The organism is Salinisphaera sp. G21_0 (genome assembly GCF_017744115.1).
GTDB lineage: Bacteria > Pseudomonadota > Gammaproteobacteria > Pseudomonadales > Endozoicomonadaceae > Endozoicomonas.
Window position 1 is genome coordinate 1 of record NZ_JAGHQW010000033.1, and the last position, 17,800, is coordinate 17,800.

General features: G+C 54.6%; 4 protein-coding genes. All 4 read left to right on the top strand.

Going from position 1 to position 17,800, the window contains the following annotated elements:
• Positions 1-124: 124 nt before the first annotated feature.
• The 4 genes from J7439_RS15595 (at position 125) to J7439_RS15605 (ending at position 17,695) form a co-directional block, all read left to right on the top strand.
• Positions 125-5,542 (top strand): AAA family ATPase, encoded by a 5,418-nt coding sequence (locus J7439_RS15595; protein ID WP_209202906.1) that lies wholly within the window; start codon positions 125-127, stop codon positions 5,540-5,542.
• 426 nt (positions 5,543-5,968) lie between these two features.
• Positions 5,969-12,292, top strand: coding sequence for an AAA family ATPase (locus tag J7439_RS15600; RefSeq protein ID WP_209202907.1), 6,324 nt, complete (start codon positions 5,969-5,971; stop codon positions 12,290-12,292).
• Between the two features lie 212 nt (positions 12,293-12,504).
• Positions 12,505-14,346 (top strand): hypothetical protein, encoded by a 1,842-nt coding sequence (locus J7439_RS26575; RefSeq protein WP_286198383.1) that lies wholly within the window; start codon positions 12,505-12,507, stop codon positions 14,344-14,346.
• A gap of 556 nt (positions 14,347-14,902) precedes the next feature.
• Positions 14,903-17,695, top strand: coding sequence for an ATP-binding protein (locus tag J7439_RS15605; RefSeq protein WP_286198388.1), 2,793 nt, complete (start codon positions 14,903-14,905; stop codon positions 17,693-17,695).
• The last annotated feature ends 105 nt before the right edge of the window (positions 17,696-17,800 follow it).

The window sequence follows — 17,800 nt, forward strand, 5'->3', positions numbered from 1 at the left end:
TATCTGTGCCACCGAACTCAATGCCCGGAAAGACCAGACGATCAGCGACAGCACCGTTTTTTGTCCCCAAAGCCCGTTTGTGGTGATTAACGGCAGCTCAATCGAGCGTCTCAAAGGCCATGTGATGGTAGAGGGCACTGTCGTTGTGCAAACGGATATGCTTGCTAATCTGCTGCAAGGTTGCAGGCAACTGGTGCTCACTGGCGAGCTGGACGACAAACAGTGGTTATGGTTACTGTGCCGACTGGAGGAATTACCGGCGAGTAAAAGACCACAGTTGTTTGCCAGTTTGCCAACCGATTTGTTGCTCCCTGCAAGGGCTGGCCACTGGCCAACCACGGGAGCCTGCAGCCCACACTGCGCCACTTTCACCTATCAGATTAACCCCGGGGATACCCTGGAATCCCTGCAACAGGTCAACCTCATCAGCCAGAGCCGTTTCACTTTTTCCCTGACCAACAGTCGACTGCTGGATGCCCTGGTCAATGGGACGCCAACGACCCTTTATGGTCTGGAGCGCAACCCGGAATTGGCTGCCAACCTGGAAACCCTGTTGTTGCCTGCTCCATATCTATTTATTCATGGGAACAAGATGGATCTGCCAAAGGCACGGGTCACCTTCATGAACCCCCCGGGGCAGCAAACCACCGGCTCAGCATTGATCAGCGCCCTGCTCAACGTTTCCGACAGCCAACCACCTGCACCGGCAAACCCGGTCTACTCCCTGCTGATGTCTCTGCCCCAATCCTGTCAAAAGCGCTATCCGGACAGGCCGCCCTGGACCGGGGAGGATTTTCAGCTTCGGTTTGAGCAACAGGCCGAGGCAGAACGCCTGCTGGACGGTAGCCCAGGGCTTCTGCCCTGCCATCAACGCCGTGCCTTGCATGTGCTGTTGGCCAAGGCGTATCGCGGCGATCCGGAGATTTACAGTTTCATCAAGGCGAAAATTGCCGGTTATTATCCTGATCAACCCGCCGACAACCGGGCCGACCGATCCGCCCTGGAACAATGGCTGGCCCACCACCCTGCCCCGGAACTGAGGGACATCAAGGCCGATTTCTGGATGCTGGCCCGGCACTGTCCCGCCAAGGTACACCAGAACAGCCAGGACCCGCATCCTGTATCTCGCAAAGCAGTGAAACAGCTGGCCATCTATATGGTCGCCGCCGCCCCCCGGGCAAAGCAGTTGACCCTGGCGCAGCGATTGGGGGTTGATCTTCGGCTGGCCTGGCAAAAACGCTTTTTTGATGGGAACCTGCGCTCAACCTTAAAAGATACCCTAATCGCTCACCGGCTATCACTCAAACAAGGCACCATCATCAGCCAAACGGCCGGGACGCTGGAGAGCCAGATTGCCGCCATTGTGATGAAGGATCAGACCGATCAACAGAAGTCACAACAGATCCGGGAGGTACTGGCCAGGGCCTTTGAGAATGATCAGTTACCAGTGCAGTGTCAGGATCTGCCCGACGCCCTCCTTGCCCGGCAGCACCATCACCGGTCCCGGCAGGAGCGGCGTCTGGTGCATTTGGCCCGGAGGGTCCGGGAGCATCCCGTGGTGTTCCTGCAGGGTGAGGCCGGAGCCGGCAAGACCTTTATGGCCAGAGCCATTGCTGCCAAGGCTAAGTATCCAGACTGTCAGGTGATTCAGCTTGGGCCCAACCACACCTCAGAAACCCTGTTTGGTAGACAACAGCTGGTCAGTTATCCAACTGGCAACAGGGCGGTGGATCATGGCACCGAATTTCGTGAAGGGCCACTTCTGCAGTGGGCATTATTGCGCGATCCGCCCCTGCTGGTGCTCGATGAAGCCAACCTGGTGCCAGAGGGCCTGCTTGCCCCCCTGGCCGGTTTAACCCGGCAGCCGCCGGTGCTCCATTATCAGGGGCGGGAGTACAAACTGACCGACCGGCACCGGATTATTCTCACCGGCAATCCGGACCATTATTCGGGACGACACCTGGATAACACGCTGAGATCACGAATTCCCACCTTCTTTTATAACCCCTTGCCGGACACCGTGCTGGCCAACGCCATCATTCTGCCCAATCTACCCCAGGCCTGGCCTGATCATCTGAAACAACAGGCCCGTGACCGGCTATTAACTCTGTACAACCAGTTCCGGGAGCTGCTGGAGACCACCCCCAGAGATATCACCGATGTGCTGGCCACCGTTCGCCAGATTCTCCGTCACTGTTCCGCTACCGGGGACAACACGCCAGCGCAAGTCAACGCCCTGATCAGGCGGGCATTTATGGACAGTCTGGCCGGTGCTGTAACCACGGAATACCAGCAACGGCTGAACACCCTCAACGTCTGGTACCAGGGCCAGTTCCAGGAAGATCCTTCCCTTTTGGCGGGGGTTGACTCGAGCTTTACTGATTTTATCCAACGACTGCAGGCCGCCAACCCCGATGGAGACTTCTCTGCGGAGCCTGTCCGGCAACTGGTCTACCACTACTGGCAAAGTCTGGACAAGGATGACTCGGGACGCACCGCCGTGCTGGTGGAAGGGCCGTCAGGCTGGGGCAAGGATTTTGTGCTGGACAGAACCATCCGGCTCTGGCAACAACAGCAAGAGAGGAAACAACGGCCAGTACGCCCGTTTGTCCATATCAATGCCAACCCGAACCAGTGGACCTCCCTGGCAGAAAGCGTCAAGCAGGCGATGAGCCGGGGGCAACTGATCGCCATCAGTGAGCTTAACCTGATTCCAAGCCACTATGTAGAAGGGTTGCTGAATAATGTGTTGACCGGCCATGCAGCACGGGGATTTCGCCTGTTTGCCACCATCAATCCCGGCTATTTTGCCGGACGGGAAGCGCTGAGCAAGGCCCTGACGAGCCGCTGCACCCAGGTCAGGCTGGCTGCCCTGACCCCGGAAGACCTGGCAAGGCTGGTGCAGGGATTACCCGAGATACCCGACGCGTTGCCCCAATGGCTGGCGGGTCACTTCCACCAACTATCCACCGCACTGCATCAGCAGAACTGCCCGGTGCAACTGGCACTGGACGACCTGTTCAGCAGTGCCCGGCATCTGGCCAGTCAGCGGCCTGAAAATTGGAATCAGGCCTTGAAACAACACCTGTCACTGCCCTTTCGTGCCTTGCAGGCACTGCTGCCTCCGCTGCTGGAAGATGCAGCACGCCTGGAACGAATCAAGCAGGAAGAACAACGGCGCCGGGACCTTGAGGCCATGGCCAATAGCATGCCCGGACTGTTGACGCCCATCACGGTAACATTCGGGCCTGCACTCCGTTGTAGTGATCGGGTAATCACGGTGACACCGGAGGCAACAGATCAGGACGTCATGACGATTGTGCAAGCCATGCAGGAAGAAATGGAGATCAGCCGCAATAGCGGGTCAACGGTAAACCCGCAACAAACCGGCCATTCGGCTTACCGTTGTGAATTTGGCGATATTGTGGTTCCCCGCCACTACAAGGTCACCAGGTACTTCCCCAAACACCCTTTCGATGCCCGCCAATATCGTCTCTTTTTTCTGGAGACCCGTCTGGATGAAGACGGCCGGTTGCGCAACTACCCCATCGACTGGACAAATGGCACGGTAACACCTTTGCCAGGGTGGCCTGATAATATCATCTGGCGGACCGACCTTGGCGCAGATGAACTGCCCGGCAAGTTTACGCTGATCCTGGATAACCAGTGGCAGCCCCTGCCTGCCCTGACGCCCAAAGACCAGCTCCGGGCACTTCGCTGCACCCCAAAAACCCCCATTGAGCTGGCCCGAAGCGAGCTGACAGGGCAACTGTTAATCAAAAGTAAGGCATCCTCAGCATCACCGGTAACGGTGGACTTTATCATTGCTCCCGAGCAAGCCTATTTTACCCGACTGGGACCGGGCGAGTGGCTGACATTACCAGAGAGATTGTGCAGTCAACGGCTTGCAGGTCTGCTGACAGAAAAGATTTTTTCCAAAAAAACCACCACCTGCAAAGCCTATGCAGAGCTGCGTAACATCCATGGGATCCTGAATATCCCGCAACGACTCAGGGCGTTGACGGGTTGGCTGAATACATTTTCCGATAGCAAAAATGTGACCGGACAAGATGAACAACTCTTGCTGAATATGCTCAGGGAGAAACAGGGGGTTTGCCGACACAAGACGATGATCTTCCAGGTACTCTGCCACTATTGGAGTATTCCAGCGCGGCAAGTAGAGAATGCTTCGCACCTTTTTGTTGAGATCAGCCCCGATGGCGGCCACACCTGGCGACAATACCAACTCGGTGGCGGCGGACGGTCCACTGCAGATATCACAGAACCCGACTGGGGGGATTATCATCAACCAGGCTATTGTGAGCTGATACCAATCGAGGGGTATGCCGATTCCGACCAACTTAGCGATTCAACGAAAGACATCATTATTTCAATTAACATTTATCTGGATTGTCTTACAAAACAATTGCAGTTAAGCAAAAGCGCAATCCTTTTTACCACAATTTTGCACGAACTTAGAGATATCTACTCTGCACTCAACAGAATACCTGAAGACTCCGACATTTGTATCAGAGATTTTGGGGAAAATTGGGGGATACTGTTATCGCCACAAATGTTTTATCGGTTTGGTGAAACCATAAAAGATTGGGAAAGTATCATAGAAAAAAGCACTTGGCGTATGGCGGAGAATAAAAGCAATAGCGGTATGAAAGGTTGCTTCATTGAAAGTCAAATGAAGATATTATCTCAGCTGATACGGGCACAAGAGCCTAATGTGCACTATTTGAACTGGCTATGTGACCTTTACCGTTCAGTGCCTCAATTTCTGAAATACATATTATTGGCTATCTTACAGAGTTTCTCTGGGTCCTGCGACTCCTGTCAGTTAAAAGACCGGATAAAATCATTGCTTATGTCTTATTCTTTAAAGCCTATAAAAACTAATAGTCTCAGGCCAAGAAGAAATGATGATATACGACTTTCACAGTGCTGCATAAACCTTATCAAAACGATGACCATGAGTCGGTCCCTTTTGGAGCGGCTATCGCAGCATCGCATCCATCAACAACTCCACCATCAGCCTGTGGGCAATAGCGTTATCATCCCTGATAAGCTTATGTCCGGCGAGGCGGCTTTCCTGAACATATCAAAATCTACAAGCTACAAACCCATTATCTTCGATTGCACTTCTTTACCAACAGTAGAGGTAAACAGCAAGATTATTCGAAGAAGAAAATCCGGAATAAGGTCAGAAATTAGAGAAATATATGAGAGTGAAAAGAGTTTTGTAGCGTTAGACAAGTTAATAAAAAAGACATTCTTTTATTGGCTGGCAGCACACCACATGAATGACACTCCTCCCATTTGGTTGACTCACCTTTATGATTTCTATTATGTTACGGCGCAGCCTTTCTGGGAGATGCTCCTTACGTATAACAATCACAATGTTGATCCCATGGCCCAATTAAAATTACCCCCGGAACATATAAAAAACTGTTTTAACCAACCTTCCGCTGTCGTTCTTCAAAAGGATGATCTGCTTGCTCTTTTAGACGAGTTTCTTGCATTGATCGCAGATTAGGAAAATTGGGGAAAGGGAAAAGCCTTCCGGGTATGACAAAAATAAGATGGCTTGCCACCATACAATGAGTCACCCAAGTGGCTGTTCGAGAATGTTCATGCGTTTGCCGTGGAAGGAACCTTCTTATTATCTTTTTGTCCAAGAATTTTTTGAATCACGAACACCGGCATTTATAAATCAGGCACGGATGATCAAATGGACAAAACAACAAATGAAGCTATCAACTACTACTCCTTTCCAAATCAAACAATAACCCATTCTTTATTACATCGGGCGGGAGACATAAGGAAAATATCGGGTTTTTCCGATGGAGACGTCAAGCTTCAGCAAGCTTCAGTCAAGCGAATAAATTTAACAGAATCCCAGTCAGTCCCAACGCCTGATCTGGCACGAAGGCCTGCTGCTGCTTGTCAAGTTACCTGTCACTTGCCAGCTGATCACTCTCCCGCCTGCTTCTCGGATCAGGAAGCGGTCCATCAGAGCCTGAGCACCGGTGAGTTTTATTTTGCCAATACCCCGTTAACCCAACAGAGAATTATTGATCACTTACGCCATGAACAGTCCGCAACCTATTGCATTCGTGCGCTGGATGATCTGGAAAAAAACGGCCTGATACAACAAACCTGGCTGGAGCACGGCCAGATACGCAACGCAGAAGGTCGGCTATTTTCTCATGAGCCGATAACCCTGATTTTTGACCTGACCACCATGACCCCCGGTGATATCGCCAGCTTGAATGACCTGCTTCAGGTGGGGCCCAAATGTAACGATAAACCACTGGGCGACCGGGTCCGGCGGGTATTTCTGGTCAACCACGGGATGCTGGACGGGAGCCAGCCCGCCAACCCCGATCTCTGGCGCAGATTGGGGAAAATGCCGGAAAAGGTCGTAGCAAAAACCGACTATATTACCGATTCGGTCACTGATGAAACCTTGCTGGCCCAAAAAACCACGGAAGACATCCCGGCCAATGTCCCCCGCATCACCATCGACTTTGCCGCGACCGACCACTGGTACCGCCAACTGTTTGGTGGTATCACCCTCAATGATCGGGGTCGGCTGGTTTCTTCTGACGGAGTCCTGGCCAACCTGAAAGAGAATACCCACCTGGTGCTTAACAACGCACCCTGGGAAGACTCTGGCTTCCAGACAGCCCTGGCAACGGCCATACGGGTTGGCGGATTCACCACCAACCGGCAGTGGGTCAGGCTGCCTGAGCAGATCTCCCTGTCCGTAGCCCATGTCTGTGACACCGAACTCAAGGCCCGGAAAGATCAGACGATCAGCGACAACACAGCTTTTTGCCCCCAAAGCCCGTTTGTGGTGATCAACGGCAGCTCAATGGAGCGTCTCAAAGGCCATGTGATGATAGAGGGCACTGCCGTTGTGCAAACGGATATGCTCGCCAATCTGCTGCAAGGTTGCAGGCAACTGGTGCTCACTGGCGAACTGGACGACAAACAGTGGTTATGGTTACTGTGCCAACTGGAGCAGTTGCCGGATAGTAAAAGACCATGGTTGTTTGCCCATTTGCCAACCCACCGGTTGCTCGCTGCAAGGGCTGACCACCGGCCAAACATGGAAGCCTGCAACTGTGCTACTTTTACCTACCAGATCAACCCCGGGGATACCCTGGAATCCCTGCAACAGGTTAACCTCATCAGCCAGAACCGTTTCACCTTTTCCCTGACCAATACTCGACTGTTGGATGCCCTGGCCAACGGGACGCCAACGATCCTTTATGGTCTGGAGCGCAACCCGGAATTGGCTGCCAATCTGGAATCCCTGTTGTTGCCTGACCCTTACCTGTTTATTCATGGGCATAAGATGGATCTGCCAAAGGCGCGGGTCACATTTATGAAACCCCCGGGGCAACGAACCACCGGCTCGACATTGATCAACGCCATAATCAACGATTCCGCCAGCCAACCACCCGCACCGGCCAACCCGGTTTACTCTCTGCTGATGTCACTGCCCCGATCCCGTCAAAGGCACTATCCGGACAGGCCGCCCTGGACCGGGGAGGATTTTCACCTTCGGTTTGACCAACAGACCGAGGCAGAACGCCGGCTGGATGGCAGCCCTGAACTTCTGCCCTGCCATCAACGCCGTGCCTTGCATGTGCTGTTGGCCAAGGCGTATCGGGGCGATCCGAAGATTTACAGTTTCATCAAGGCGAAAATTGCCGGTTATTATCCGGATCAACCCGCCGACAACCGGGCCGACCGATCCGCCCTGGAGCACTGGCTGACCCGCCACCCGGCCCCCGAGCTGAGGGACATCAAGGCCGATTTCTGGGAACTGGCCCGGCACTGTCCGACCAGGGTACACCAAAACATCACAGGACCGGATGATATAAACAACAACTCGGTGAAAGAGCTGGCCACCTATGTGGTCGCCGCTGCCGCCCCCCCACGGCAGGGGCCCATGATGCAGCGACTGGGGGTCGATCTTCGGCTGGCCCGGAAAAAATGCTTGTTTGACGGGAACCTGCGATCAACCTTAAGAGATACCCTGATCGCTCACCGGCAATCACTCCGGCAAGACACCATCATCAGCCAAACGGTTGGGACGCTGGAAAGCCAAGTTGCTGGCATTCTGACGGGGGATCAGGCCGATCAACAGAAATCACAACAGATCCGGGAGGTACTGGCCACGGCCTTTACGAATGATCAGATACCCGGGCAGTGTCAGGATCTGCCCGACGCCCTCCTTGCCCGGCAGCGCCCTGACCGGTTGCGGCAGGCGCGGCGTCTGGAGCATTTGGCCCAGAGGGTCCAGGAGCATCCTGTGGTATTCCTGCAGGGCGAGGCCGGAGTCGGCAAGACCTTTATGGCCAGGGCCATTGCGGCCAGGGCTGGTTATCCGGACTGTCAGGTGCTTCAGCTTGGGCCCAACCACACCCAGGAAGCCCTGTTTGGCGGACCGCAGCTGGTGAGTTATCCAACGGGCAATAGGGCGGAGGATCATGGCACCGAATTTTGTCAAGGGCCACTGCTGCAGTGGGCATTATTGAAAGATCCGCCCCTGCTGGTGCTCGATGAAGCCAACCTGGCGCCAGAAGGCCTGCTGGCCCCCCTGGCCGGTTTAACCCGGCAGCCGCCGGTGCTCCATTATCAGGGCCGGGAGTACACACTGAACCCGCGGCACCGGATTATTCTCACCGGCAATCCGGACCATTATTCAGGACGGCATCTGGATAACACACTAAAATCACGGATTCCCACCTTCTTCTACAACCCCCTGCCGGACACCGTGCTGGCCAGCGCCATCATTCTGCCCAACCTGCCAGCGGCCTGGCCTGAGCACCTGAAACTTCAGGCCCGTGACCGGCTATTAACCCTGTACAGCCAGTTCCGGGCGCTGCTGGAGCAGACCACACCCAGAGATATCATCGATGTGCTGGCCACCGTTCGCCAGATTCTCCGGCACTGTGCCACTACCTTGAGCACACCAGGGCAAGTCAACGCCCTGGTCCGGCGGGCATTTATGGACAGCCTGGCCGGTGCGGTCACCCATGACTGCCGGCAGCGGCTGGACACCCTCAACCGCTGGTACCAGGGCCAGTTCCCCGAAGACCTGTCCTTTATCGCAGGGGTCGACCAGAGCTTTGCTGTTTTCCTGAAGGAGCTGCAGGCCGCCAACCCCGATGGTGACTTCTCGCCAAAGCCTGTCCAGCAACTGGCTTACCGCTACTGGCAAAGTCTGGACAAGGATGACTCGGGGCGCACCGCCATTCTGGTGGAAGGCCCGGCGGGCTGGGGCAAGGATTTTGTGCTGGGCAGAACCATCCGGCTCTGGCAACAACAGCAAGGAATGAATCGCCCATTTGTCCATATCAATGCCAACCCGAACCAGTGGACCACTCTGACCGAGCACGTCAAACAGGCCATGAGCCGGGGGCAACTGATCGCCATCAGTGAGCTTAACCTGATTCCCAGCCATTACGTAGAAGGGTTGCTGAATACTGTGTTGACCGGCCAGGCAGCACCGGGATTCCGCCTGTTTGCCACCATCAATCCCGGCTATTTTGCCGGACGGGAAGCGCTGAGCCAGGCCCTGACCAGCCGCTGCACCCAAATCAGGCTGGCCGCCCTTGCCCCGGAAGACCTGGCAGAGCTGGTGCAGGGATTGCCCGACATACCCGACGGGTTGCCCCAATGGCTGGCGGGTCACTTCCATCAACTGGCCACAGCGCTGCATCAGCAGAACCGTCCGGTGCAACTGGCCCTGGACGACCTGTTCAGCAGCGCCCGGCATCTGGCCGGTCACCGCCCTGAACAGTGGCATCGGGCCTTGCAACAACATCTGTCACTGCCCTTTCGCGCTTTAAAGACACCGCTGCCGCCGCTGCAGGAGGAGGATAGCGCACGCCTGGCACGAATCAACCAGGAAAAACAACGGCACCAGGACCTTGAGGCCATGGCCAATAGCATACCCGGTCTGTTGACGCCCATCACGGTAAAGTTCGGGCCTGTACCCCGTTGTCGTGACCGGGTAATCACCGTGACACCGGAGACAACAGATCAAGACATCATGACGATTGTGCAGGCCATGCAACAAGGCCCGGCGATCAACCGCAAGAGCAGGTCAACGGTAAAGCCGAAAAAAACCGGTCATTCGGCTTACACCTCCACATTTGACGATATTGTGGCTCCCCACCACTACCAGGTCACCAGATACTTCCCCGAACGCCCTTACGATGCCCGCCAATATCGTCTTTTCTTTGTGGAGACCCGTCTGGATGAAGACGGCCGGTTGCGCGACTACCCCATCGACTGGACCCATGGCACGATAACCTTTGTACCAGGATGGCCTGTTGATACCGTCTGGCGGGCCAACCTTGGCACCGATGAACTGCCCGGCAACATTGCGTTAACCCTGAATAACCAGTGGCAGCCCCTGCCTGCCCTGACGCCCTCGGACCAACTCCGGGCACTGCGCTGCACTCCGGACACCCCCATCGAGCTGGCCCGAAGCGAGCAGACAGGGCAACTGTTAATCAAAAGTAAGGGATCCTCATCACCGGTCACGGTGGACTTTATCATTGCCCCCGGGCAAACCTATTTTACCCCACTGAAACCGGGCGAGTGTCTGACATTACAAGAGGGATTGTGCAGTCAACGGCTTGTAGAAGTCCTGGAAGAAAATATTTTTTACTCCGAAACCAACACCTGCAAAGCCTATGAAGAGCTGCGTGGTATCAATGGGGTCCTGGATATCCCACAACGACTCAGGGCGTTGATGGATTGGCTGGATACATTTTCCGACAGCAAAAATGTGACCGGACAAGATAAACAACTTTTGCTGAATATGCTCAGGGAGAAACAAGGGGTTTGCCGGCACAAGTCGATGATCTTCCAGCTACTCTGCCACTATTGGGGTATTCCAGCCCGGCAAGTAATGAATGCTTCGCACCGTTTTGTTGAGATCAGCCCCGATGGCGGCCACACCTGGCGACAATACCAACTCGGTGGTGGCGGACGGGTTACTGCAGATATCACAGAACCCGACTGGGGGGAGTATGGTCAACCAGGTGGTTCTGACCTGAAGCCACCCGCTACAAGAGGGTATGCCTATTCCGACCGATTTATTAATTCAACGGAAAGTGGCTCTGTGTTACGGCGCAAAATTGAGAAGTCTCTTGGGTGTCTTGAAGCTTCATTACTGTCGTGCAATAAAAGATCAGTCTTGACTGATCTTATGCGCCAACTTAAAGATGACTATTCTACATTCATCAGAGGACCGGAAGACTCCAGCGCTTTGCCGGATAATTGGGGGGTGCTATTATCGCCACAAATGTTTTGCCTGTTTGATGACAAAATACAAGACTGGGAATGTATCATAGAAAAAAGTGCCTGGAATTTTTCAGTTGTCAGGGATATTGGAAGAGAAGATATCAAAAATCAACTGAAACCATTATATCGACTGATACATGCACAAGAGCCTGATGTGCACTATTTGAACTGGCTATGTGACCTTTACCGCTCGGTGCCTCAATTTCTGAAATATGAATTATTGACCATCTTACAGACGCTCTCCGGGTCCTGTGATTCCTGTCAGTTAAAAAGCCGGGTAAAAGGAATGGTTGAGTCTTATTCTCCAGGACCCGGAACAGATAGGCGTCTTGAATACGAAAATCCACGATTTTCACAGTACTGCATAAACCTTTTCCAAACGATGACCTTGAGCCACTCCCTTTTGGGGCGACTATCCCAGTCTTGCATCCATCAACAACTCCACCACCAGCCTGTGGGCAATAGCATTATCATCCCTGAAAAACTGATTTCCGGCGAGGCGGCTTTCCTGAATGTATCAAAATCTACAAACTACAAACCTATTATTTTCGACTGTACTTCTTTGTCCAAAAATGCGATGAACGATAAGATTGCTGAAAAAATAAAACCCGGCTTAAAGCCAGTAATTAGCAAAATATGTGAGAGTGAAAAGGTTCGTGTTTCCAACGGAGCAATAAGAAAAATATTCTTTATTTGGCTGGCAGCGCATCACAGGAATGATGCCACTCCTCCAATTTGGGTGACTCAACAATATAATATCTATTCTGAGGCAAAGCGGCCTGACAATGAGCCGTTGCTTACAGCTGCTAATCAGCAAGATGACCCCATGACCGAATTAAAATTACCTCCAAAACGTTTAAAAGAGTATTTTAACCGGCCTTCCGCTGTCGTTCTTCAGGCGGATGATTTGCTTGTTCTTTTAGATGAGTTTCTTGCACAGATCGCAATTTAGGAAAAGGGTATAACAAAAACAAGATCCTGCATCCATGCAGTCTATTCTCGGACAGCTTCCTGGGTTGCGCCCTGCATAGTAACTGCCCACTTAGCCAGAAATATACGATTTGACAGATGCTTACAGGATTGGCGTGAAAGGAACCTTCTTATTATCTTGTTGTCCAATTTTGTCCAGACACCAGCAATCGTAAATCAGACATAGATGGTTTAATGGACAAAACAACTGAAGCCACCAATTCCCCCTTCTTTCCCGGTCAAACAGTCAAGCGCTCTGCAGTGGCGGGAGATATAAGGAAAACATCAGGCTTTTCCGATGGAGAAGTCAGGCTTCAACAACCTTCAGTCAAGCGAATAAATTTAACAGAATCCCGGTCAGTCCCAATGCCTGACCTGGCACAAAGGCCTGCTGCTACCTGTCAAGCTACCTGTCACTTGCCAAATGGCCACTCTCCCACGGATCAGGAAACGATCCATCAGAGCCAGAGCACCGGTGAGTTCTATTTTGCCAATGATCCATTAACCCAACAGCGAATTATCGATCAACTACGCCTTGAACAGCCGACAACCTATTGCATTCGCACGCTGGATGATCTGGAAAAACACGGCCTGATGCAACAAATCTGGCTAGAGAACGGCGAGTTACACAAAGCCGAAGGCCGACTATTTATTGATGAGCCGATGACCCTGGTGTTTGACCTGACTGCCATGATACCCGGTGATATCGCCAGTTTTAATGACCTGCTTCAGGCGGGGCCCAAGTGTAACGATAAACCACTGGGCGACCGCATCCGGCGGGTATTTCTGGTCAACCACGGGATGCTGGACGGGAGCCGGCCCGCTAACCCCGATCTCTGGCGCAGATTGGGGCGAATGCCGGAAAAGGTCGTCGCAGAAGCTGACTATATTGCCATTGCCGATTCGGTGACCGACGAAACCCTGCTGGCCCAAAAAACCACGGCAGATATCCCGGCCAATGCCCCCCGAATCACCCTCGACTTTGCCACCACCGACCACTGGTACCGCCGACTGTTTGGTGGTATCACCCTCAATGATCGGGGGCAGCTGGTTTTTTCTGACGGAGCCCTGGCCAACCTGAAAGAGAATACCCACCTGGTGCTTAACAATGCACCCTGGGAAGACGCTGGCTTCCAGACAGCCCTGGCAACGGCCATACGGGATGGCGGATTCACCGCCAACCGGCAGTGGGTCAGGCTGCCTGAGCAGATATCCCTGTCCGTAGCCCATGTCTGTGCAAGCGAACTCAACGCCCGGAAAGAGCAGACGATCAGCGACAACACACTATTCCAACCCCAAAACCCGTTTGTGGTGATCAACGGCAGCTCAATGGAGCGTCTCAAGGGCCATTTGATGATAGAGGGCACTGTCGTTGTGCAAACGAACATGGTCGTCAATCTGCTGCAAGGTTGCAGGCAACTGGTGCTCACTGGCGAGCTGGACGACACACAGTGGTTATGGTTACTGTGCCAACTGGAGGCGTTACCGGAGAGTAAAAGACCATGGCTGTTTTCCAATTTGCCAACCTACCGGTTGCTCGCTGCAAGTGCTGACCACTGGCCAACCACTGGAGACAACAACCAACACTGCGCCACTGTCACCTACCAGATCAACCCCGGGGACACTCTGGAATCCCTGCAACAGGTCAACCTCACCAGCCAGGACCGTTTCACCTTTTCCCTGACCAACAGTCCACTGTTGACTGCCCTGATCAATGGGACGCCGATTACCCTGTATGGTCTGGAGCGCAACCCGAAATTGGCTGCCAACCTGGAAACCCTGTTGTTGCCTGCCCCATACCTGTTTATTCATGGGCGCAAGATGGATCTGCCAAAGGCACGGGTCACCTTCATGCCCCCCCCCGGGGCAGCAAACCACCGGCTCGGCATTGATCAACGCCCTGCTCAACGTTTCCGACAGCCAACCCGCACCGGCAAACCCTGTCTACTCCCTGCTGATGTCACTGCCTCGCTCCTGTCAAAGGCGCTATCCGGACAGGCCGCCCTGGACCGGGGAGGATTTTCAGCTTCGGTTTGACCAACAGACCGAGGCAGAGCGCCAGCTGGATGGTAGCCCTGAGCGTCTGCCCTGCCATCAACGCCGTGCCTTGCATGTGCTGTTGGCCAAGGCGTATCGCGGTGATCCGGAGATTTACAGTTTCATCAAGGCCAAAATTGCCGGTTATTATCCGGATCACCCCGCCGACAACCGGGCCGACCGATTCGCCCTGGAGCACTGGCTGGCCCACCACCCGGCCCCGGAGCTGAGGGACATCAATGACGATTTCTGGGCGCTGGCCCGGCACTGTCCGGCCACAGTACACCAGGACAGCAAAGGACCGGATGACATAAATAACAACTCGGTGAAAGAGCTGGCCACCTGTGTAGTCGCCGCCGCCCCCCGGGCACAGCAGTGGACCCTGGCGCAGCGACTGGGGGTCGACCTGAGGCGGGCCCGGCAAAAATGCTTGTTTGACGGGAACCTGCGCTCAGCCTTAAAAGATACCCTGATCGCTTATCGGTCATTACTCAGGCAAGACACCATCATCAGCCAAACGGCCGGGACGCTGGAGAGCCAGATTGCCGCCATTGTGATGAAAGATCAGACCGATCAACAGAAATCACAACAGATCCGGGAGGTACTGGCCACGGCCTTTGAGAATGATCAGTTACCCGGGCAGTGTCAGGACCTGCCCGACGCCCTCCTTGCCCGGCAGCGCCCTGACCGGTCCCGGCAGGAGCGGCGTCTGGTGCATTTGGCCCGGAGGGTCCGGGAGCATCCCTTGGTGTTCCTGCAGGGCGAGGCCGGAGCCGGCAAGACCTTTATGGCCAGGGCCATTGCTGCCAGGGCTGGTTATCCGGACTGTCAGGTGCTTCAGCTTGGGCCCAACCACACACAGGAAGCCCTGTTTGGTGGACAACAGCTGGTCAGTTATCCAACGGGCAATAGAACGGAGGATCACCGCACCGAATTTCGCAAAGGGCCACTGCTGCAGTGGGCAGCATTAACGGACAATCCGCCCCTGCTGGTGCTCGATGAAGCCAACCTGGTGCCAGAGGGCCTGCTTGCCCCCCTGGCCGGTTTAACCCGGCAGCCGCCGGTGCTCCATTATCAGGGCCGGGAGTACACACTGTCCGACCGGCACCGGATTATTCTCACCGGTAATCCGGACCATTATTCGGGACGTCACCTGGATAACGCATTAAAATCACGGATTCCCACTTTCTTCTACAACCCCCTGCCGGACAGCGTGCTGGCCAACGCCATCATTCTGCCCAACCTGCCGAAAGCCTGGCCTGAGCACCTGAAACACCAGGCCCGTGACCGGCTGTTAACCCTGTACAACCAGTTTCGGGAGCTGCTGGACCAGACCACACCCAGAGATATCATCGATGTGCTGGCCACCGTTCGCCAGATTCTCCGGCACTGTGCCACTACCTTGAGCACGCCAGAGCAAGTCAACGCCCTGGTCCGGCGGGCATTTATGGACAGCCTGGCCGGTGCCGTCACCAAGGAATACCAGCAGCAGCTGGACACCCTCAACCTCTGGTACCAGGGCCAGTACCCGGAAGATCTGTCCTTTATAGCAGGGGTCGACCAGAGCTTTGCTGTTTTTCTGAAGCAACTGCAGGCCGTCAACCCCGATGGTGACTTTTCTCCAGCGCCTGTCCAGCAACTGGTCTACCACTACTGGCAAAGTCTGGACAAGGATGACTCGGGGCGAACCGCCGTTCTGGTGGAAGGCCCGACAGGCTGGGGCAAGGACTTTGTGCTGGACAGAACCATCCGGCTCTGGCAAGAACAGCAAAGGGTGAAGCAACGGTTTGTCCATATCAACGCCAACCCGAACCAGTGGACCACTCTGACCGAGCGCATTAAACAGGCCATGAGCCAGGGGCAACTGATCGCCGTCAGTGAGCTTAACCTGATTCCCAGCCACTACGTAGAAGGGTTGCTGAATGATGTGTTGACCGGCCATGCAGCGCCGGGATTTCGCCTGTTTGCCACCATCAATCCCAGCTATTTTGCCGGACGGGAAGCGCTGAGCAAGGCCCTGACCAGCCGCTGCACCCAAATCAGGCTGGCCAGCCTTGCCCCGGAGGACCTGGCAGGGCTGGTGCAGGGATTGCCCGACATACCGGACGGTTTGCCCGAATGGCTGGCGGGTCACTTCCACCAACTGGCCGAAGCGCTGCATCAGCAGAACTGCCCGGTGCAACTGGCAATGGACGACCTGTTCAGCAGCGCCCGGCATCTGGCCGGTCACCGCCCTGAACAGTGGGATCACGCCTTGAAACAACACCTGTCACTGCCCTTACGCGCTTTAAAGACGCCGCTGCCGCCGCTGAAGGAGGATACCGCACGCCTGGCACGAATCAAGCAGGAAGAACAACAGCGCCGGGACCTTGAGGCCAGCGCCAATAGCATGCCCGGACTGTTGACGCCCATCACGGTACAGTTCGGGCCTGTACCCCGTTGTCGTGATCGTGAAATCACAGTGACACCGGAGGCAACCGTTCAGGACGTCATGACGATTGTGCAGGCCATGCAAAAAGGCATGGAGATCAGCCGCAGTAGCGGGTCAACGGTAAGCTCTGTTGACCCGCAAAAAACCGGTCATTCGGTTTACCCTTGTGAATTTGGCGATATTGTGGTTCCCCGTCACTACATGATCACCAGGTACTACCCGGAATACCCTTACGATGCCCGCCAATATCGTCTCTGGTTTCTCCAGACCCGTCTGGATGAAGACGGCCGGTTGCGCAACTACCCAATCGACTGGACAAACGGCACGATAACCTCTGTGCCAGGATGGCCTGTTGATCTCGTCTGGCGAATCGACCTTGGCCCAGATGAACTGCCCAGCAACATTGCGCTGACCCTGAATAACCAATGGCAGCCCTTGCCTGCCCTGACGCCCAAAGACCAGCTCCGGGCACTGCGCTGCACACCGGACACCCCCATTGAGCTGGCCCGAAGCGAGCTGACAGGACAACTGTTAATCAAAAGTCTGGCATCTGCAGCATCATCGGTAACGGTGGACTTTATCATTGCCCCCGAGCAAGCCTATTTTACTCAACTGAAACCGGGCGACCTGCTGACATTACAAGAGGGATTGTGCAGTCAACAGCTTGCAGATCTACTGGCAAAGCAGATTTTTTATCCCAAAACCAACACCTGCAAAGCCGATGCCGAGCTGCGTGACATCCATAGGATCAGGAATATCCCGCAACGACTCAGGGCGTTGATGGGTTGGCTGGATACATTCTCCGATAGCAAAAATGTGACCGGACAAGATGAACAACTTTTGCTGAATATGCTCAGGGAGAAACAAGGGGTTTGCCGACACAAGGCGATGATCTTCCAGGTACTCTGCCACTATTAGGGTATTCCAGCTCGGCAAGTAGGGAATGTTTCGCACCGTTTTGTTGAGATCAGCCCCGATGGCGGCCACACCTGGCGACAATACCAACTCGGTGGTGGCGAACAA

What these genes read in the sequence shown, in the direction of transcription:
- J7439_RS15595 (WP_209202906.1), top strand. Translation starts at nt 125, where the DNA reads ATGGTAGAGGGCACTGTCGTTGTGCAAACGGATATGCTTGCTAATCTG.
- J7439_RS26575 (WP_286198383.1), top strand. Translation starts at nt 12,505, where the DNA reads ATGGACAAAACAACTGAAGCCACCAATTCCCCCTTCTTTCCCGGTCAA.
- J7439_RS15605 (WP_286198388.1), top strand. Translation starts at nt 14,903, where the DNA reads ATGAAAGATCAGACCGATCAACAGAAATCACAACAGATCCGGGAGGTA.